We start from the raw sequence: 18998 nt of genomic DNA, 5'->3' as shown, positions 1-18998 counted from the left end.
GAGTGGTCTAGGGCGCTGGTGCGTCGACGGGGGCGAGGAAGCCCTCGGCAACCATCTCGGCGAGCTCGGGCAGGTAGACCTCGCGCAGGCTCGCGGCGTCCCGCTCCAGCAGCTGCCCGACCGCGTCGACGAGCGGCTCGAGCGGCAGCTCGCCGTCGCAGGCGCCCACGACGGCCGCGCTCACCGTGTCGACCTGACGCGCGCGGCGGAAGCCACGCTGCTGGCGCAGCACGATGGCCGCCGGGTCCTCCGCACCGACCGGGCCGGTGGTCTCCTGCACGACGTCCTCTCGGAGCACCAGGTGCGTGTCCGGCCCGACGGCGCGGGCGGCCGCCGCAGACTCCGCCCAGCCGGCGATCGCCGGCGCGATCGGCTGCTCGACGTCGTAGGGCCACTCGAGGAGGTCGTGGGTGGAGCCACCGGTGCGGTGCAGGTTGATCCAGCCGAAGCCGATCCCGCCGACGCCCTGCTCCTCCAGCCACGACAGCCAGGTGTCGTAGCGCTGGACGTAGGCGGCGGGGTCGCCGCCGGTGGCGGGGTGGTGGCCGGCGTCCTTGAGCCAGAGCTCGACGTACGACGCCGGGTCGAGCACCTCGCGCTGGACGACCAGCGCGTCGCAGTCGTCGGGCAGCCAGGTGGCGAGGCGCTCGTCCCAAGGGCGGTCACGGTCGATGACCCAGTTGGCGAGGACCTGGCACCAGCCGCCGTCGGTCAGGTGGTCGGGGGCCGTGCGGACGATGTGCTCGACGACCTGGTCGCCGGGCAGCCCGGAGTCGCGGTAGACGAGGCGCTCTCCCGTCGCGGGCGAGATGACGAACGGCGGGTTGGTGGCGATCAGGTCGAACCGCTCGCCCGCGACCGGCGCGAAGAAGGACCCGTCGCGCACGTCGACCTTGTCGTCGACGTCGTTGAGGGCCGCGTTGAAGCGGGCGATCGCCAGCGCCCGCTGGTTGACGTCGGTCGCGACGACCCGGTCGCTGTGGGTGGCCAGGTGCAGCGCCTGCACGCCGCAGCCGGTGCCGAGGTCGAGCGACGTCCCGACGTCGTGGCGCAGGGTCAGCTGGGCGAGGGAGGACGAGGCCGGGCTGATGCCCAGCACGTAGTCGCCGGTGACGCTGGTGGCGATCCCGTTGAGGCCGGGCGTCAGGTCGCTGACCACCCAGAGGTCGCCCTCCTCGGTGGCGTAGGGCCGCACGTCGAGCCGGGCCGCGACCTCGCCGATGCTCTGCACCAGCGCGCCGGCGTTGACCAGCCGGTCGACCAGCCCGCCCGGCAGGGCTCGCTCGGCGTCCGTGGCCGGGACAGCGGTCTGGAGGAGGAACAGCCGGGCCAGCGTCGCCAAGGGGCTCCCGTCCGTCGTACGACGGACGCCGGGGGTGGTCTCGTTGCGCGACAGCGCCTCGTGCGCCTGCGGGCCGAGCAGCGCGCTGACGGCGTCGTAGGTGAAGTCCGCGGTCAGCAGGGCTTCGCGGAGGGGGGCGGCGAGGGCGACGGGCAGCACGGGTCAACGGTAGTGGTGCTGCCCGTCGCCAGGATCAGCCCTTGTCGACGGCCACCGGCTCGGGCGCCTCGTCGGAGATCGACGACGAGCGCTGCTTGGAGATGAAGACCGCGGCGAAGATGCCCGTGGCCGCCGCGAGGGCGATCAGGATCCGCACCAGGTCGTTCTCGCTCTCCCCGTAGGACAGGCTGATCACCGCGCCGACGATGAGCAGCGAGACGAGGTTCATCACCTTGAGCAGCGGGTTGATCGCCGGTCCGGCGGTGTCCTTGAACGGGTCGCCGACGGTGTCGCCGATGACCGTGGCCGCGTGGGCCTCGGAGCCCTTGCCGCCGTGGTGGCCGTCCTCGACGAGCTTCTTGGCGTTGTCCCAGGCACCACCGGCGTTCGCGAGGAACACCGCCATCAGGGTGCCGGTCGCGATCGCGCCGACCAGGAAGCCGGCCAGCGGGCCGACGCCGAGGCCGAAGCCGACCGCGATCGGGCTCAGGATCGCGAGGATGCCGGGCGTGGCCAGCTCGCGCAGCGAGTCGCGGGTCACGATGTCGACGACGCGGCCGTACTCCGGGCGCGCCGTGCCCTCCATGATCCCGGGGATGTCGCGGAACTGGCGGCGTACCTCCATCACCACGGCACCGGCCGCGCGGCCGACGGCGTTGATCGCCAGGCCCGAGAAGAGGAACACCACGCCGGCGCCGAGCAGCGCGCCGACGATCAGCTTGGCGTCGTACACGATGAAGTCGCCGAGCAGGTCGAGCGAGCCGAGGCCCGACTCGTCGTCGGTGGCGTCGGCGAAGGACTCGAAGGCCGACTGCGTGTACGACGCGAACAGGGCGCTCGCCGCGAGGACGGCGGTCGCGATCGCGATGCCCTTGGTGATCGCCTTGGTCGTGTTGCCGACGGCGTCGAGCTCGGTCAGGATCTGCGCCCCCTCCTCGCTCACGTCGCCGGACATCTCCGCGATGCCCTGGGCGTTGTCGGAGACCGGGCCGAAGGTGTCCATCGCGACGATGACGCCGACGGTGGTGAGCAGGCCGCAACCCGCGAGGGCCACCGCGAACAGCGCCAGCGTGGTCGCGCCGCCCGCGAGCAGGGCCGCACCGTAGACGGCGGCGCCGATCACGATGGCGGTGTAGACGGCCGACTCGAAGCCGACCGAGAGGCCGGACAGGATGACGGTCGCCGCGCCGGTCAGCGAGGTCTTGCCGACGTCCTTGACCGGGCGGTGCTCGGTGCCGGTGAAGTAGCCGGTCAGCGCGAGGATCGCCGCCGCGAGGACGATGCCGATCACGACGGCGCCCGCCGCGAACGCGGCCGGGCCGAGGTCGGCCGTGTCGCCGCTGGCGTTGGAGAGGTCGCTCCAGTCGTTGGGCAGGTAGACGAAGGCGGCGATCGCGCTGGCGACCGCGCCGACCGCGGCCGAGAGGTAGAACGACCGGTTGATCGTCTTCAGGCCGCTCTCGCCGGCCCGCGGCTTGGTGAGGTAGACGCCGGCGATCGCGGAGAGCGCACCGATGGCCGGCACGATCAGCGGGAAGACCAGGCCCTGGTCACCGAACGCCTGCGAGCCGAGGATCAGCGCCGCGACGAGGGTGACGGCGTACGACTCGAACAGGTCGGCCGCCATGCCGGCGCAGTCACCGACGTTGTCGCCGACGTTGTCCGCGATGGTCGCGGCGTTGCGCGGGTCGTCCTCGGGGATGTTCTGCTCGACCTTGCCGACCAGGTCGGCGCCGACGTCGGCCGCCTTGGTGAAGATGCCGCCGCCGACACGCATGAACATCGCGAGCAGCGCCGCGCCGAAGCCGAAGCCCTCGAGGACCTTCGGGGAGGCGTCCTGGAAGACGAGCACGACCACGCTGGCGCCGAGCAGGCCGAGGCCGACCGTCGCCATGCCGACGAACGCACCCGTGCGGAAGCCGATGTTCATCGCGGGGTCACGCCCCTGCTCGTTGGCCGCCGCCGCCACCCGAAGGTTCGCCCGCACGGCGAGCGACATGCCCAGGTAGCCGATCGCCGCCGAGAAGGCCGCGCCGACGAGGAAGAAGACCGAGCGGAAGATCCGCACGGCCCACTCCGACTGGAGCCCGCTCGCGCCGTCGGCCGCGTCGGCCGGGAGGGCCAGCAGGACGACGAAGGCGATGGCCGCGAAGATCGAGAGGGTGCGGAACTGCCGGGTCAGGTAGGCGCTCGCACCCTCCTGCACGGCCTGCGCGATGCGCTGCATGTTCGGGGTGCCCTCGCCGGCACGCAGCACCTCCGCTCTGAACATCGTGGCCATGGCGAGGGAGACGAGGGCGATGGCGGCGACGACGACCACGAGGGCGAGGTCGCCCCCGGAGACTTCGATGTCGGCAAGCAACGGACGGGGCATGCAAGTGCCTCCTGGGGGAGTTCAGGTACGGGTCGAGGGACCCAGGTCTGAGTTCGTGGCCCGGAGTCTACGCAGCCTGTGATGCAGAACACACGGAGGTTGTGACGCGAGTCACAGGGCAATCCGGCGAAGGGTCGCCGAAGGAGCGCGGTCGCGCCAGGGACCGCGGGTACGGCGCGCCGCGCGCGCCGCGGAACGTCAGGCCAGCGCCGCTTCTGGGGTCTCGTGGATGACGAAGACCTTGGCGAGGCCGGTGATCTTGAAGATCTTCAGCAGCCGGTCGGCGTTGCAGACGAGCTCGAGGGAGCCGTCGTGGGCGCGGACCTTCTTGAGTCCGCCCACGAGGACACCGAGGCCCGTGGAGTCGAGGAACTCCACGCCCTGCATGTCGATGACGAGCTGGTAGGTGCCGGCGGCGACGAGCTCGGTGATGGTGTCGCGCAGCTTGGGCGCGGTGTAGACGTCGATCTCGCCACCCACGGCAACGACGGTGCGACCACCGACCTCGCGCGTCGACAGTGTCAGATTCAACGAACTCACCCCGGGATGTCATACCTACGTCTGCGGAGCCCATCAAACCATGCCGACCCCGGCCGCGCACGAAGACTGGTGGAGAGGGCTCTCCGGCGTCATCGGAACCGGTGCCGCGCATCGCTCGTGTCGGGCCCCCTTGCGACAATCGTGGGGTGAGTGTCGAGTCCCGCCCCGCACCGTCGGCCGTGCCGTCGGCCGCCCGTGCGCGGCGCGACCCCGCGGCGGTCCTGGGCCGGCTCACCGCGCTGCCCGGCCGGGCCGACCGGCTGACCCACCTCGAGCAGCTGCCGGCCCGCCCCGCGGTCACCGCGGACTGGCCGGCCTGGACGGACCCGACCCTGCTGGCGTCGTACACGGGGAAGGGGGTGGTGCGCCCCTGGGCGCACCAGGTCGCGGTCGCCGAGGCGGCCCACCGTGGAGAGCACGTCGTCGTCTCCACCGGTACGGCGTCCGGCAAGTCGCTCGCCTACCTGCTGCCCACGCTGTCGGCGATCAGGGCGGCGCGCGGCCCGCGGGGACAGCGGGGCGCGTTGGTGCTCTACCTCGCGCCCACCAAGGCGCTGGCGCACGACCAGTGGGCGGCGATCCATGCGCTCGGGCTCGACGTGCGCACCTCCACCCACGACGGCGACAGCACGACCGAGGAGCGGGAGTGGACCCGCGACCACGCGGAGTACGTGCTCACCAACCCCGACATGCTGCACCGCTCGCTGCTGCCCGGCCACGAGCGGTGGACCCAGTTCTTCCGGTCGCTGCGGTTCGTGGTCGTCGACGAGTGCCACCACTACCGCGGGGTGTTCGGCGCCCACGTGGCCCAGGTGCTGCGACGGCTGCGCCGGATCTGCGCCGCATACGGCGCGTCCCCGACGTTCATCCTCGCGTCCGCGACGGTCGCCGACCCCGACGTCACCGCGCGCCGGATGACCGGGCTCGACGTGACCACGGTGACGGCCGACGGCTCGCCCCGCGGCGACGTCGCGGTCGCGATGTGGGAGCCGCCGCTGACGTCGTACACGGGGGAGAACGGGGCCCCGGTGCGCCGGCCCGCGACCGCGGAGACCGCCGACCTGCTGGCCGACCTCGTGGTCGAGGACGTGCGGACGCTCGCGTTCGTCCGCTCCCGCACCGGCGTCGAGACGGTCGCCCGGCGGGCGGGCGAGCTGGTGGCGGAGGTCGACCCGTCGCTGGCCGGGCGGATCGACTCCTACCGCGGCGGCTACCTGCCGGAGGAGCGGCGCGACCTCGAGGACGCGCTGCGCAGCGGCCGGCTGCTCGGCATGGCCGCCACCAACGCGCTCGAGCTCGGCATCGACGTGAGCGGCCTCGACGCCGTGCTGGTGACCGGCTACCCCGGCACCCGCGCCGCGTTCTGGCAGCAGGTCGGCCGGGCGGGGCGCGACGGCGGTGGCGCGCTGGGGATGTTCGTGGCGCGTGACGACCCGCTCGACACCTATCTCGTGCACCACCCGGACGCGCTGCTCGGCCGCCCGGTCGAGGGCACCGTCTTCGACACCGACAACCCCTACGTCCTCGGTCCGCACCTGTGCGCCGCCGCGCAGGAGCTGCCGATCACGGCCGCGGACTTCGCGATGTTCGGCCCGCGGACCCGCGAGGTGCTCGCCTCGCTCGTCGAGCGCGGGCTGCTGCGGCGACGGCCGGCCGGCTGGTTCTGGACCGACCGCTCCCGCGCGGCCGACCTCGCCGACATCCGCTCGACCGGTGACCGGCAGGTGGCCCTGGTCGAGGCCGGCACCGGCCGTGTCGTCGGCACCGTCGACGGCGGCCGCGCCCACGGCACGGCCCACACCGGCGCGATCTACCTGCACCGCGGGGAGACCTGGCTCGTCGAGGAGCTCGACCTCGACGAGCACGTCGCGACCCTGCGCCGGACCGAGGTCGACCACACGACGTCGGCCCGCGAGGTCACCGACATCACCATCGTCGCCGAGGAGGAGTACGCCGACTGGGGGCCCTGCCGGGTCTCGCTCGGCCGGGTCGAGGTGACCAGCCAGGTGACGTCGTACCTCCGGCGGCGGGCACGCACCGGCGAGGTCATCGACGAGACGCCGCTCGACCTGCCACCCCGGACCCTCGCCACCACCGCCGTCTGGTGGACGGTGCCGGACGCCGTGCTGGCCCCGATGCTCGCGTCCGCCGCGCTGGAGGTGGCGGACCTGCCGGGCGCGGCGCACGCCGCCGAGCACTGCTCGATCGGCCTGCTGCCGCTCTTCGCGACCTGCGACCGCTGGGACATCGGCGGCGTCTCCACCGCCCGCCACCCCGACACCGGCGTGCTCACCGTCTTCGTCCACGACGGCCACCCCGGCGGCGCCGGCTTCGCCGAGCGCGGCTACCGCACGGCTGCCGCCTGGCTGCGCGCCACCCGGGCGACGATCGCTGCCTGCGAGTGCGCGTCCGGGTGCCCGTCCTGCATCCAGTCCCCCAAGTGCGGCAACGGCAACGACCCGCTCGACAAGCGCGGGGCGGTCGCCCTGCTCGACGCGTTGCTCGCCGGGGCGCCCGTCGATCCGGGCTAAGCCTCAATCCACCGAGTTGCCGCGTCGCGAGCGGCACCAGATGGGTGCGATGGCAAGGCGCCCGGCGCGAAGCCAGACTGGACGTCTGTCGAGCGTCGGCAACGCAGCCAGCGTGCCCATATGGGGCCCGCGCAGCAGCGGGAAGTCGGTGGATTGAGGCTAAGGTGCCGACATGGTGATCATCGGGCTCATCCTGCTCCTCGTCGGCGTGCTGGCCATCCTCGCGGGTGTCTTCGGCAGCGACTACGACGTCGATGGCAAGGACCGCCGCACGACCGAGATCATCGGCATCAACGTCGACCCCGAGGTGCTCTTCCTGATCGGCGTCGTCTCGGGCCTGCTGGTCATCGCGGGCCTGTGGTTCATGAAGGCCGGCGCCAAGCAGGGCTGGAAGCGGCGCAAGGAGCAGAAGCGGCTCAACGAGCTCTCCCAGAAGCTCGACGAGGTCGAGGCGGAGCGGCGGCGCGAGGACCTGTCCGGCCGCGACGACGACAGCTGATCCCGCCCCTGCCCGTTCACCCGACCGGTCCGGCCCGGGCCTGAGCCGACAGGTCCTGGTCCTGGCCGAGCCAGCGGGGCCCGCCGACCGTCACCTCCACGACCACGTCCGAGCCCTCCACGGTGCAGCTCGCCAAGGTGGCGCCGTTGGCGACGGCGACCTTGCCAGCGGCTGCACAGGGGTCGCGCCCGGCGTGGTCGGCGAGCGTCGCAGCACCGGCGAGCGCCGTGAGGTCGGCGGCGGACTGGGCGGCACGGTGGGCCGCGACGATCGCGCCGACCACGCCCGCGGCGGCACCGACGAGCATCAGCAGGCCGGCCATCGCGACGACCAGCACCGTCGCCGCTCCCCGCTCGCCCGCCGCGCCCGCCGCGGTCACGGCGGCGGCCCCTCACCCTCGGCCAAGGCGACCGCCTCGGCGTCCAGGCGGGCGCCCGGGATCACCGAGAACAACCCGCCCGGACCATCCATCCGGCCGCTGGCGTGCACGACCACGCGATCGCCGTCACGGCGGACCACGAGCGCGACGCCCTCGGGCGCGACCCGGCGGCCCACGGCGAGGGCAGCCGCCTCGTCGTCGCCGCGGGCCAGCGCCCGGGCGGTCTCGCGGGCGGCGTCGACCGTGCGGACCTGCCCGATCGCGACCGCGAGGAGCCAGGCCAGGCCGGCGGTCACGGCGAGCAGGACGGGGAGGGCCACGGCCAGCTCCGCGGTGACCGCGCCCCGCTCGCCGCGCCGCGACCTGCGCAGGCCCGTCATCGGAGCCCGAGCAGACCCAGCACGTGGTCGAACAGGGTCTTGATCAGGTGGTCGCCGAACCCGCCGCTGAGCAGCTTGAACAGCAACCCCGCGAAGCCGGCACCGGCAGCCGTGGCGACGGCGTACTCGGCAGTCGTGACCCCGCGCTCGGAACGGGTCGTCGGTCGGGACATGGAGTCTCCCTTCATCGGTGGCCACCGGGTGCGGCCGCTGCGAGGAGCCTGCGCCCGGCCCACGACGTCCCGGCCCCGCGCAGGTCGTGCCTGTGGACGGGCACCCGTCGTCCACAGGGACCCGCGCGGCAGGTGGCCGGCGCGGTGAACCGTGGGACACGACCCGACCCTCATCCGGTGATCGTCGTCGCCAGCGAGACCGCCAGCGGGACGATGCCCAGCACCAGGAAGGAGGGCAGCAGGCACAGCCCCAGGGGCACGGCCGCACGCACGCCGATCGCCCGGGCGCGGTCCTCGACCTCCGCGCGCCCCCGCCGGGCGAGCTCCTCGCCGAGGCGCTCGACCGCGCCGACGATCGGGGCACCGGTGCGCTGCGCGCGGGCAAGGGTGCGGCCCAGCGGGGCGAGCTCCGGGTCGCCGCCGAGGGCGGTCCAGATCGCGACCGGGTCGCCACCGAGCCGGAGCCGGGCGGCGACCGGGACCAACCGCTCGGCAGCCGCCCCGGGAAGGGACCGGCAGACCAGGTCGACGGCGTCGGCCGGCGCCGCCCCGGACCGCAGGGCGGCGGCGAGCAGGGTGACGACATGGGGCAGGTCGCGGCGTACCTCCTCCCGTCGCGCGCGTACGACGGCGGGCTCGATCCGCTGCGCGACCACGAGGACGACGGTGCCGGTCACCAGCCCTGCCGGCAGCGCGAGCGGACCGCCGACGAAGGCGGCCGCACCGGCACCGGCGAGCAGGGCCCACCACCATCGCCCGCGACGCAGCAGTCCCTCCGGCTCCGGCGTGGTCGGACCCGGCACGGCGACCGGCGCAGAGGGAGGCACGACCTGCGACCGGGCGGGGACGACGAGCTCCGCGACCCCGGCGGCGAGGAGCACGACCAGCAGCGTCACGGCCTAGCCCCCGTCGACGCCGCGGGCGAGCGCCTCGACCCAGGCGAGTCCCGCGTAGGCGAGGCCGAGCCCCGTCGCCAGGCAGGCGAGGCCGGCCGGCTCGCCGAGCAGGAAGGCCCACGGTTCGGCCCCGGCGCCCGCCCCCATCGCCAGCGCGAGGAACGGGAGGCCGGCGAGGAGGCGGGCGGTGGCGCGGGCGGAGGCGAGCTCGCCGGCCACGATCCGGCGGGTCTGCTCGGCGGCCCGGAGGTCGTCCGCGACCCGTCCGAGGGCGTCGGCGAGTCCGTGACCGGTGCGGTGGGCGACCTGCCAGGCGGCCGCGACGACCCGCGCCGAGCCCGCCCCCGGCTCGGCGGCCAGCTCGCGCAGGGCCGCGGGGACGTCGCCCCCGGCGAGGGCGGCGCGCGCGGCGGGCCCGACGAGCGGCCAGTCCGCCGCGGCCCGGTCGAGCGCCAGGCCCGCGGTCTGGCCGGCGGCGAGCTCGGCCTGCACGGCGTCGCACAGCTCGACCGCCCGGGTGCGGTTCGCGGACGCCGCGCGTGCGGCCCGGGCACGGCGGACCAGCCGCGCGGCCCCGAGGGCGACCCCCAGACCGACGACGGCGAGCGTCGCACCCCGCGGCGAGCCGGCGACCAGCCCGGCGGCTGCGGCCGGCAGCACCGGCCACCACCGCGGCCACCGCCGGCCGGTCCGGGACCCGGGACCGGCCGCGACCCGTCGCGATCCGGGCACCAGCAGGCCCACCGCCGCGGCCACCAGCAGGACGGCGGCCATCACGGCGCCCTGCCGTCGAGCAGGTCGAAGAGGCGGCGCGACCCCGGGCCGGGCACCAGCAGGCCGTCAGCCCCGAACGCGACCGCCACCTCCGTGCGGACCCAGCCCGCGTCGTCCCGGACGAGGACGGCGATCTCCGCCAGCCGCCGTCGGCCCGTCGCCCGGTCCCGCGCCAGGTGCAGCACCAGGTCGAGCGCGGACGCCAGCTGGCTGTGCGCCGCGGCCCGGCCGAGCCCTGCGGTGAGGGCGAGCGCCTCCACCCGGGCCGGCACGTCCGCCGCGGAGTTGGCGTGCAGCGTGCCGCAGCCACCCTCGTGGCCGGTGTTCATCGCCGCCATCAGGTCGACGACCGCCGCGTCGCGGACCTCGCCGACGACGAGCCGGTCCGGCCGCATCCGCAGGGCCTGACGCACCAGGTCGCGCAGCGCCACCGCGCCGGCACCCTCCAGGTTGGGCGGTCGCGCCTCGAGGCCCACGACCTGCGGGTGGTCGGGCCGCAGCTCGGCTGCGTCCTCGACGACGACGATCCGCTCGGCCGGGTCGACGCTGCCGAGCAGCGCCGACAGCAAGGTGGTCTTGCCCGTGCCTGTGCCGCCCGAGACCAGGAAGGCGAGGCGGCGGGCGACGACCTGGCCGAGCAGGTCGCGACCCTCGTCGGTGAGCGCGCCGGCGTCATACAGGTCGGGCAGGGAGAACCCACCCCGGCGCGGCACGCGCAGCGAGATCGCCGTGCCCGGCTGGGCGATCGGTGCGAGGACGGCGTGGCACCGGGTGCCGTCGGGGAGTCGTACGTCGGCCCACGGCGCGGCGTCGTCGATACGCCGGCCGCCGCTCGCGACCAGGCGTTGCGCGAGCCGGCGACACTCCTCCTCCGACCCGAGCACCACCGACGTCTCCTCCAGCCCGCTCCCCCGGTCGATCCGCACCGGGCCCGGGCCGTTGACGAGCACGTCGGTGACGCCCGGCAGGTCCAGCAGGGGCTCGAGCGGCCCGGCGCCGACGACCTCGCGTCGCAGCCACTCGTAGACGGCGAGCACGGTCGCGTCACCCACCGGGCGGCCCGCGGCACGCAGCGCGTCGGCGACCCGGTGCGGCGTCAGCGCCCCCGGCTCGGCCGCCAGGCGGCGCCGGACCTCCTCGACCAGCGCGGCCAGGTCGTCGGGGATCACGCCGCCGCCTGACTGTCGGCCTGCGGGTCCACGGACTCGCCGAGCACCTGCGCGACCGCCCGCGCGAGCGGACCGCGTGAGGTGCGCAGCGGACCGAGCCCGAGGTCGACGGCCTCGGCCAGCCCACGCTGGTCGCGCATCTGGACCACCACCGGGAGCCCGGTGGCGCGCTGCACCTCCTCGGGGCCGAACGCCTCCCCCCGGAGTACGACGCCCACGTCGGCGTGCTCCGCGAAGCGCGCCCGCATCCGCGCCGCCCCGGCGACGCCGACCACGCTCGCGACGGTCATCACCAGCAGCAGGTCGCACCGGGCGGCGATCTCGTCGACCAGCGGGTCGGGCGAGCGCGGCAGGTCGGCCACCACCACGGCGTGGCCCCGGCGGGCGGCGGAGAGCGCCTCGCGGGCGGCGAACGCCTGGAGGCTCTGGACCCGCCCGTCGACGTACCAGGAGAGCACGCCGAGCCGCCCGCTGCGCGGCAGCGCCTCGCGCAGCGCCCGCGCCGAGAGCCGGCCCGTCGTCTGGCACAGCGCGTCCCAGCGGAAGCCCTCGCGCCGCTCGACCCCGAGCATCCGGTCCAGGCCGGGCCCCTGCGGGTCGCAGTCGATCACGACGGCCGGGGCGGAGCGGGCCGCCCACTGGCCGAGGGCGCAGGCGAAGGTCGTGGCGCCGGCGCCACCGGTGCCGCCGATGACGCCGACCACCCGCCCCCGGCCGGGCTGCCGCTCGGTCAGGTCGGCCAGCAGCTCGACCAGCCACCCGGACGAGACGGGCAGCTCGACGACCTGCTCGGCGCCGAGCCGCAGCGTCGTCCGGAACAGCTCGTGCGGGGCGGGCAGGTGGGTGACGACATAGGAGCGCGGATGCGGCTCGGGGGTGTAGCGGAGCATCTCGTCGGCCAGGTCGGCGCCGACGAGGACGACGGGTGCGCGCGCCCAGGACCGGAGCGCGGTCAGCGGGTCGCGGGCGACGGTCGGCGTGACGTCGGCCGCGGCGGCGAGCGGCAGCAGCGCGGCGAGCAGGGCTTCATCGGCGGTCACCACCAGGACGGGTGCGGACGGGGGCGGGGGTGTGTGTCGGGACATGGCGAGGTTGTCGCCACGGTCCGACAGGACCACGCCCCGGCCAGCGACGACGGTGGACAAAGACGACCGGACACCCCGCTGTGGACCACGGATGGCCCTTCCCGTGACAGGCGTTCCCTACGATGACTCCATGGCCCGACCGGGTAGGGCGCCCACGGCGGCGTTCTTCGACCTCGACAAGACGATCATCGCCAAGTCGAGCGTGCTGGCGTTCAGCAAGCCCTTCCAGGCCGGCGGGCTCATCTCGCGCCGGGCGGTGCTGCGCTCGGCGTACGCCCAGTTCGTCTTCATGGTCGGCGGCGCCGACCACGACCAGGTCGAGAAGATGCGCCAGTTCATGTCGCAGCTGTGCGCCGGCTGGGACGTCGCCACGGTCCGCGAGATCGTCGCCGACACCCTGCACAACGTCGTCGACCCCCTCGTGTACGACGAGGCGGTCCGCCTCATCGACGAGCACCACGCCGCCGGCCGCGACGTCGTCATCGTCTCCACGTCCGGCAGCGAGGTCGTCGAGCCGATCGGCCAGCTCCTCGGCGCCGACCGCGTCGTCGCCACGCGCCTCAAGGTCGAGGACGGCCGCTACACCGGCGAGATCGACTACTACGCCTACGCCGAGGAGAAGGCCAACGCGATCCGCGCGCTCGCCGAGACCGTCGGCTACGACCTCGAGGGCTCCTACGGCTACTCCGACTCGGTCACCGACGTGCCGATGCTCGAGGCCGTCGGCTTCCCGCACGCGGTCAACCCGGACAAGGAGCTGCGCAAGGTCGCGGCCGCCCGCGGCTGGCCGGTCCTGGTCTTCAACCGGCCGGTCGAGCTGCAGTCGCGGCTGCACCTGCCGCCGCCGAAGCCGACGCTCGCGGCGCTCGCCGTGGGCGGTGTCGTCGCGGTCGGTGCGGCGGTCTGGATCGGGGCTCGCAAGCGCTCGCTCAGCGCCTGATCCCGTTGCCGGCCGGGCCTGGATGAAGGCCCGTCCCAACCGGCCACTGTTCCCCGGATGGCACCAAAAGACAACCCTTGAAGGTGGCCGCCGGGCGGCGTACAAAGGACATCAAGAACTCAAGAGCAACACGTGATCCCGGTACCCACGCGGCGATCCACCCTTCCTAACAGGGCGCTGGCGCTCGGAACACATCCGGGGCAGCAATTGACGGTGCACGCCTGGTAGCCAATGGTTCACGTGTCAGCGGTGGCACCCGAGACACTCGATGGCTCGGGTGCCACCTGCATGTTCAGGGTGTTTCCGCGTCGCGCACCAGTGGGCTCGCCTCGGCCGCCGCGGCGTACGCCTCGGTCGCGTAGAGCAGCCACGCGTGCCGGCCGGCCGCACCCCCGGTGGCCCAGCCGCGCAGGTTGGACTCGTACTGCGGCCGCAGCGCCAGGTGCGCCGCCTCCGGTACGACGAGCGACTTCTCGTCGACGCCGCGGGCGGCGAGCAGCAGCCGCTCCGTCGCGCGGGCCACGATGCCGTTGTGGGAGCCGAACGGCGCGGCGCTCACCAACTCGGCGTGCACGACGGCGGCGACCGCGAGCGCCGGCGCCTCGGTCGGGGCGGTCACCAGCGTGGCGATGGCGCGCAGGGAGGCGGCGGCCTCGCCGTCGCGTGGGCGGCCGAGCAGCTCGTCGGGCAGCACGCCGCGGGCGGCCAGGGTGTGCATCCGGGCGAAGGCCTGGAGCGGCTGGCGGCGCAGCACCGGCACCAGCGAGAGCAGCTCGGTCGAGACCCGCACCGCGTCGGCCGCGATCTCGTCACCCTCCCCGGCGCGGACCTCGGCCAGCGAGGAGGCAGAGCCCTCCAGCACGGCGCTCGCGTGGGCGCCCCGCAGCAGCGACTCCCCCGTCAGCTCGGGGCTGGTGCGGCGCAGGCCGCGGTCGCGCAGCAGCACGTCGATCCCGTCGCGGGCGCCGGCGAAGCCGGAGGGCACGCCCTCGAGGGAGATCAGCCAGGCGTGGGGATCGGTGCTCACCGGCCCAACGGTACTGAGGCGTGCGCCCGGGCTCAGGCGTGCCTCCGCAGCACGGACCGCCTGCCGCCGTACCCTCGGCTCGATGGCTACCGACGACACCACCCCGACCCCGGCCGCGCTCTGCTTCGGCGCGGTGGCCGAGGCCTACGACCGCGGTCGCCCCGGCTACCCGCGCGAGGCCGTGGAGTGGCTGACGGGCGAGCAGCCGCTGACCGTGCTCGAGCTCGGCGCCGGCACCGGCAAGCTCACCGAGCACCTGGTCGCGCTGGGCCACGACGTGCACGCCACCGACCCCGACCCGCGGATGCTCGACCGGCTCGCGCTGCGGCTGCCGGAGATGCGGGTGTCGCAGACCGCCGCGGAGGAGATCCCCGCCGCCGACGCGACCTACGACCTCGTGGTCGTCGCCGACGCCTTCGAGCACTTCGACGCCGAGAAGGCGCTGCCCGAGATCGCGCGCGTCCTCAAGCGCGGCGGCACCTTCGCCCTCATCCGCAACGTCCGCGACGAGCGGATCCCGTGGGTCAAGCGGCTCGGCAACCTGATCGGCCACCACACGACCGGCGAGGGCATGGGCGAGGCGATCGAGGCCTCCCCCTACTTCGGCCCGGCCGAGGACGCCTCCTTCAAGCAGTGGCAGGTCATCCACCGCGACTCGGTCCAGGACCTCGTCCGCTCGCTGCCCGACGTCGCGACGCTCGAGCGCACCGGGCAGGACTCCCGCGTCCGCGAGGTCGTCTCCTTCTACGACGACTTCGGCCGCGGCATGGACGGCATGCAGCTGCCCTGGGTCACCGAGTGCTTCCGCGCCGTCGTCGGCATCCAGCCGAAGACCATCCGCCAGGACGCCGGTACGACGCCCGGTGCCGCCGACGCGTCCCCCACCCTGCCGGCGGAGTACGTCGGCGAGGACACCGTGCCGCTGACCGCCGGCACCGCCGCCCCCACCGCCGCGGCCGGCCCCGCCATGCCCCCCGCCGTCGAGCCGCCGGCCGACGACGACTCGGGCATGCTGCTCATCGACTTCCGCTGATGACCCCGCTGACCGGCCCCCGCTGACCGGCCCCCGCTGACCGGCCCCCGCTGACCGGCCCCCACTGACCGGCCCCCACTGACCGGTCAGCGGCCGGGTCAGCACGAGCGCAGCGTGTTCGTCCCCGTCCCGCCCGAGCAGGTGTCGGTGCCGGTGCTGCCGTCGAGGAGGTCGTTGCCCGCCTCGCCGTACAGCCGGTCGGCGCCGCCGAGCCCGTAGAGCCGGTCGTTGCCGGCGCCGCCACGCAGCAGGTTGGCGGCGTTGGTCCCGTGGAGGCGGTCGGAGTAGCGCGATCCGGTGAGTCGCTCGAAGCGGACGAACGCGTCCGTGCCGGATCCGCCGGTCGCCTGGCTCGTCCGGCGCAGGTCGACGGCCACACCAGCGGTCGCGTCGGCGTAGGACAGCACGTCCGTCCCGCTGCCGCCGTCCGCGTCGTCCTCTCCGGCGCCCGGTGCCACGAGGTCGTCGCCGGGCCCTCCCAGCAGGCTGTCCGCGCCGGATCCGCCGGTCAGGCTGTCGTTGCCGTCGGCCCCGGCGAGCTCGTCGCCACCGGCCTCGCCGACGAGCACGTCGTTGCCGACGCCGCCGGCGAGGACGTCGTGCCCAGCACCGCCGTGGAGCCGGTCGGCGCCCTCGTAGCCGGACACGCTGTCGTCACCGGCACCGCCGCGCACGGTGTCGTCGCCGGCCCCGGCATTGGCGGAGTCGTCACCGTCACCGAGGTCGACCAGGTCGTCCCCGCCGAACCCGGCGACCCCGTCGTCGCCACCTCGGCCGTAGAGCCGGTCGGCGCTGTCGGAGCCGTAGAGCTGGTCGCCGAACGCCGAGCCGATCACGCCCTCGAGGGAGAACAGCTGGTCCGACCCGTCCCCGCCCGCGGCGGCGGTGCCGGCACCCAGGTTGACGAAGACCCCGGCCGTGGCCCGCTCGTAGGACGCGAGGTCGATGCCCTGGTCCCCGGAGATCCCGTCGTCCCCCGGACCGCCGATCAGGACGTCGGCCCCGTCCCCGCCGCCGATCTGGTCGTTGCCGGTGCCGCCCGCGACGACGTCGTCGCCGCCGTAGGAGAAGAGGTAGTCGCCCCCGCCCGCGCCGTCGATCCGCTCCGGTCGGTCCGAGCCGTAGAACGTGTCGCTGTAGCCCGTCCCGAGGTAGGCCTCGGCCGAGCTCACGGTGTCGACTCCGTGGCCGCCGACGACGCGGCCCTCGGCCAGCGTCGCGATCACTCCCTGGGGAGCACCCTCGTAGCTGGCCTCGTCCTCGCCGATGCCGCCGTCGACCGTGTCGTCGCCAAGACCTCCCCACAGGACGTCGTTGCCGCTGCCGCCGCGCAGCTGGTCGGCCCCGGCATCGCTCCCGCCGTACACCCGGTCCCCGCCGGTGCCGCCGTCGAGCAGGTCGTCACCCTCGTCGCCGCTCACCTGGTCCGCGCCGGTGCCGCCGGCCAGGAGGTCGGTGCCGGGGCCGCCGAACACGTGGTCGTCGCCCTCGCCCGCGCAGATCGTGTCGTTGCCGCCGAGTCCCAGGATGGTGTCGACCTCCGGCGTGCCCAGGATGACGTCGTCGCCGGCCGTGGCAGCCGCGCCGGGCGTGACGTTGAGGTCGATGGTCACCGCCTTGCCACCGCAGGTCGGGGCGGCGTCGGCGGTCGCCGGGACGAGGACGAGGGCGGCGGCGAGGGTGGCCGCCGGGGCCAGGAGCTTGAGCATGCCCGGGACGCTAGGGGCGCCGGAGGACCACCGTCATTACCCAACGGGCCGTTTGAGTAGGCAACGGGCGCCGGGATGAGTAATCGCGCGCCGCGCGTGAGCAATGCGCCGTCCGCGCGGCAGGATGGGGGGATGCGGGGCGGACGGCTGTGGCGACGCGGGCACCTCGGCAGCGATGCCGACCGGGCCGCGTTCCGCGCGCTGCACCAGGCCTCCCTCGCCTCCCCGGCCCTGCGCGAGGGCCTGACCACGACCAGCGCCGAGCGGGCGATCCGCCACCTGCGCACCCTGCTCGGCACGCCCGCCCTGGCGATCACCGACACCGAGGCGGTGCTCGCGTGGGACGGCGTCGGCGGCCACCACGTCGACCAGGCCGCCGCGGTCGGGCTGCTCGCGATCGAGAAGGGCAGCACCCGCACGGTCGACCGCGCCCAGCTCGGCTGCACCGAGGCGGGCTGCCCGGTGCGCACCGGCGTGGTGAGCCCGCTGGTGGTGGAGGGCCGGGTGCTCGGGACGGTGCAGGCCTTCTCGCCGACGCCGACGGCCGGCCTGGTGCGGGCGACCGAGGAGGTCGCCGAGTGGGTGTCGGGACAGCTCGCGCTCGCCGAGCTCGACGCCCACCGCAACCGGATGATCGAGGCCGAGGTGCGTGCGCTGCGGGCCCAGATCAGCCCGCACTTCGTCTACAACTCGCTCAACGCGATCGCCAGCTTCGTGCGCACCGACCCCGACCGGGCCCGCGAGCTGCTGCTCGAGTTCGCCGACTTCACCCGCTACTCCTTCCGCCGGCACGGCGAGTTCACCACCCTCGCCGAGGAGCTGAACTCGATCGAGCGCTATCTCCTGCTGGAGCAGGCGCGCTTCGGCGACCGGCTCCAGGTCACGCTCAACGTGGCGCCGGAGGTGCTGCCGGTCGTCGTACCGTTCCTGTGCATCCAGCCGCTCGTCGAGAACGCCGTCCGCCACGGCCTCGAGGGCGCCGACCAGACCGGCCTGCTCACCATCAACGCCCACGACCGCGGGCACGAGGCGGTGATCGAGGTCGAGGACAACGGCGTCGGAGAGGACCCCGAGCGGGTACGCCGCGCGCTCGCCGGCGACGCCTCGCTCGACTCCATCGGCCTGGGCAACGTGGACGCGCGGCTGCGCGCGACCTTCGGCGACGACTACGGTCTCGTCGTGGAGACCGCTCCGGGTGCCGGGACCAAGGTGATCGTGCGGGTGCCGAAGTTCGCGGCGGGGGTGACCGTGTGAGCGCGGGCCTGCGGGTCCTCGTCGTGGACGACGAGCGGCCCGCCCTCGACGAGCTGACCTACCTGCTCGACGCCGACCCGCGGGTGGGCGAGGTGGTGGCGTGCCAGTCGGCGACCGACAGCCTGCGGCTGCTGCGCGAGCGCGAGGTCGACTGCGTCTTCCTCGACATCCAGATGCCCGGCCTCAGCGGGCTCGAGCTGGCCGAGGTGCTCGGCCGGTTCAAGCAGCCGCCGCCGGTCGTCTTCGTCACCGCGCACGAGAAGCACGCGGTCGACGCCTTCGACCTGCACGCCGTCGACTACGTGCTCAAGCCGGTGCGCCCGGAGCGGCTCGCCGAGGCGGTACGCCGCGTCCTCGCCGCCGGCGCGCCGCCCCCGGCCGCCCCCGACACCCAGGTCGCGGTGGAGCGCGGCGGGGTCACCCGCTTCGTCGACCGCGGCGACATCACCCACGTCGAGGCGCAGGGCGACTACGCCCGCCTCCACACGAGCGCCGGCGAGGCCTACCTGGTGCGGGTGCCGCTGACGACACTGGAGGAGCAGTGGGCCGAGGCCGGCTTCCACCGGATCCACCGCTCCCTGCTGGTCGCGCTCGCCCACGTCACCGAGGTCCGCACGGAGTCGGGGCGCACGTCGGTCATGGTCGGCGACACCGAGCTGCCGGTCAGCCGACGGCACACCCGCGCCCTGCGCGACGTGTTGGTCCGCCGCGCCCGGGCCGGGGGCTGAGGATGG

Annotated in this window: 18 protein-coding genes; 6 read left to right on the top strand and 12 right to left on the bottom strand. The window is 74.6% G+C overall.

All coding sequences use genetic code 11. From position 1 onward, the window contains the following. Positions 1-7 precede the first annotated feature (7 nt). The 3 genes from BJ993_RS11805 to BJ993_RS11795 all read right to left on the bottom strand — a co-directional run bounded on the left by BJ993_RS11805 (position 8) and on the right by BJ993_RS11795 (position 4415). Positions 8-1501, bottom strand: a complete 1494-nt coding sequence (locus tag BJ993_RS11805; RefSeq protein WP_179648951.1) for a DUF7059 domain-containing protein — start codon at positions 1499-1501, stop codon at positions 8-10. A 34-nt stretch (positions 1502-1535) separates the two neighbouring features. Continuing rightward, positions 1536-3875 (bottom strand): sodium-translocating pyrophosphatase, encoded by a 2340-nt coding sequence (locus tag BJ993_RS11800; RefSeq protein WP_179648950.1) that lies wholly within the window; start codon positions 3873-3875, stop codon positions 1536-1538. A gap of 198 nt (positions 3876-4073) precedes the next feature. Beyond that, positions 4074-4415, bottom strand: coding sequence for an STAS domain-containing protein (locus tag BJ993_RS11795; protein ID WP_277987687.1), 342 nt, complete (start codon positions 4413-4415; stop codon positions 4074-4076). 146 nt (positions 4416-4561) lie between these two features. Between BJ993_RS11795 and sftH the strand changes: the two genes are divergently transcribed. Continuing rightward, positions 4562-6946, top strand: coding sequence for a DEAD/DEAH box helicase (gene sftH / locus BJ993_RS11790; protein ID WP_373366951.1), 2385 nt, complete (start codon positions 4562-4564; stop codon positions 6944-6946). 172 nt (positions 6947-7118) lie between these two features. Continuing rightward, positions 7119-7445 (top strand): hypothetical protein, encoded by a 327-nt coding sequence (locus tag BJ993_RS11785; RefSeq protein WP_179648949.1) that lies wholly within the window; start codon positions 7119-7121, stop codon positions 7443-7445. Between the two features lie 16 nt (positions 7446-7461). Here the strand turns inward: BJ993_RS11785 and BJ993_RS11780 are convergent, their stop codons facing one another. The 7 genes from BJ993_RS11780 to ssd form a co-directional block, all read right to left on the bottom strand. Further along, the gene (locus BJ993_RS11780) at positions 7462-7824 is read right to left on the bottom strand and encodes an Rv3654c family TadE-like protein (RefSeq protein WP_308645546.1); all 363 of its coding nucleotides are present in this window, start codon (positions 7822-7824) and stop codon (positions 7462-7464) included. Then, positions 7821-8204, bottom strand: a complete 384-nt coding sequence (locus tag BJ993_RS11775; RefSeq protein WP_179648948.1) for a TadE family type IV pilus minor pilin — start codon at positions 8202-8204, stop codon at positions 7821-7823. Before BJ993_RS11775 ends, BJ993_RS11780 begins: the two co-directional genes overlap by 4 nt. Then, on the bottom strand, positions 8201-8377 hold the full coding sequence (locus tag BJ993_RS11770) for a DUF4244 domain-containing protein (RefSeq protein WP_179648947.1): 177 nt from the start codon (positions 8375-8377) through the stop codon (positions 8201-8203). The genes BJ993_RS11775 and BJ993_RS11770 overlap by 4 nt, the downstream gene beginning before the upstream one ends. 170 nt (positions 8378-8547) lie before the next feature. Beyond that, positions 8548-9273 (bottom strand): type II secretion system F family protein, encoded by a 726-nt coding sequence (locus BJ993_RS11765; RefSeq protein ID WP_179648946.1) that lies wholly within the window; start codon positions 9271-9273, stop codon positions 8548-8550. Positions 9274-9276: 3 nt separating this feature from the next. Then, complete coding sequence (locus BJ993_RS11760; RefSeq protein WP_179648945.1) at positions 9277-10047, bottom strand: type II secretion system F family protein; 771 nt, start codon at positions 10045-10047, stop codon at positions 9277-9279. Then, the gene (locus BJ993_RS11755; RefSeq protein ID WP_373366965.1) at positions 10047-11213 is read right to left on the bottom strand and encodes a TadA family conjugal transfer-associated ATPase; all 1167 of its coding nucleotides are present in this window, start codon (positions 11211-11213) and stop codon (positions 10047-10049) included. Before BJ993_RS11755 ends, BJ993_RS11760 begins: the two co-directional genes overlap by 1 nt. Next, positions 11213-12301 (bottom strand): septum site-determining protein Ssd, encoded by a 1089-nt coding sequence (gene ssd, locus BJ993_RS11750; protein WP_179648944.1) that lies wholly within the window; start codon positions 12299-12301, stop codon positions 11213-11215. The genes BJ993_RS11755 and ssd overlap by 1 nt, the downstream gene beginning before the upstream one ends. 130 nt (positions 12302-12431) lie before the next feature. Between ssd and BJ993_RS11745 the strand changes: the two genes are divergently transcribed. Continuing rightward, on the top strand, positions 12432-13241 hold the full coding sequence (locus BJ993_RS11745) for an HAD family hydrolase (protein ID WP_036543483.1): 810 nt from the start codon (positions 12432-12434) through the stop codon (positions 13239-13241). A gap of 292 nt (positions 13242-13533) precedes the next feature. Here BJ993_RS11745 and BJ993_RS11740 read toward each other — a convergent pair whose 3' ends face one another. Then, on the bottom strand, positions 13534-14268 hold the full coding sequence (locus tag BJ993_RS11740) for an oxidoreductase (RefSeq protein WP_179648942.1): 735 nt from the start codon (positions 14266-14268) through the stop codon (positions 13534-13536). A gap of 82 nt (positions 14269-14350) precedes the next feature. Between BJ993_RS11740 and BJ993_RS11735 the strand changes: the two genes are divergently transcribed. Beyond that, positions 14351-15301 (top strand): class I SAM-dependent methyltransferase, encoded by a 951-nt coding sequence (locus tag BJ993_RS11735; RefSeq protein WP_036543488.1) that lies wholly within the window; start codon positions 14351-14353, stop codon positions 15299-15301. A 98-nt stretch (positions 15302-15399) separates the two neighbouring features. Here the strand turns inward: BJ993_RS11735 and BJ993_RS11730 are convergent, their stop codons facing one another. Continuing rightward, the gene (locus BJ993_RS11730) at positions 15400-17010 is read right to left on the bottom strand and encodes a calcium-binding protein (RefSeq protein WP_179648941.1); all 1611 of its coding nucleotides are present in this window, start codon (positions 17008-17010) and stop codon (positions 15400-15402) included. 132 nt (positions 17011-17142) lie between these two features. Here BJ993_RS11730 and BJ993_RS11725 point away from each other — a divergent pair, with 132 nt between their 5' ends. Together BJ993_RS11725 and BJ993_RS11720 are read left to right on the top strand one after the other, a co-directional pair. Beyond that, entirely contained in the window at positions 17143-18264 is a 1122-nt protein-coding gene (locus tag BJ993_RS11725; protein ID WP_179648940.1) for a sensor histidine kinase, read from the top strand. Continuing rightward, positions 18261-18992, top strand: a complete 732-nt coding sequence (locus BJ993_RS11720; protein ID WP_179648939.1) for a LytR/AlgR family response regulator transcription factor — start codon at positions 18261-18263, stop codon at positions 18990-18992. Before BJ993_RS11725 ends, BJ993_RS11720 begins: the two co-directional genes overlap by 4 nt. Positions 18993-18998 lie beyond the last annotated feature (6 nt).

It is taken from the genome of Nocardioides aromaticivorans (genome assembly GCF_013408525.1).
GTDB classification, from domain to species: Bacteria; Actinomycetota; Actinomycetes; order Propionibacteriales; family Nocardioidaceae; genus Nocardioides; species Nocardioides aromaticivorans.
The sequence above is the reverse complement of the archived record's forward strand: the minus strand, read 5'-3'. Positions and strand labels throughout refer to the sequence as shown.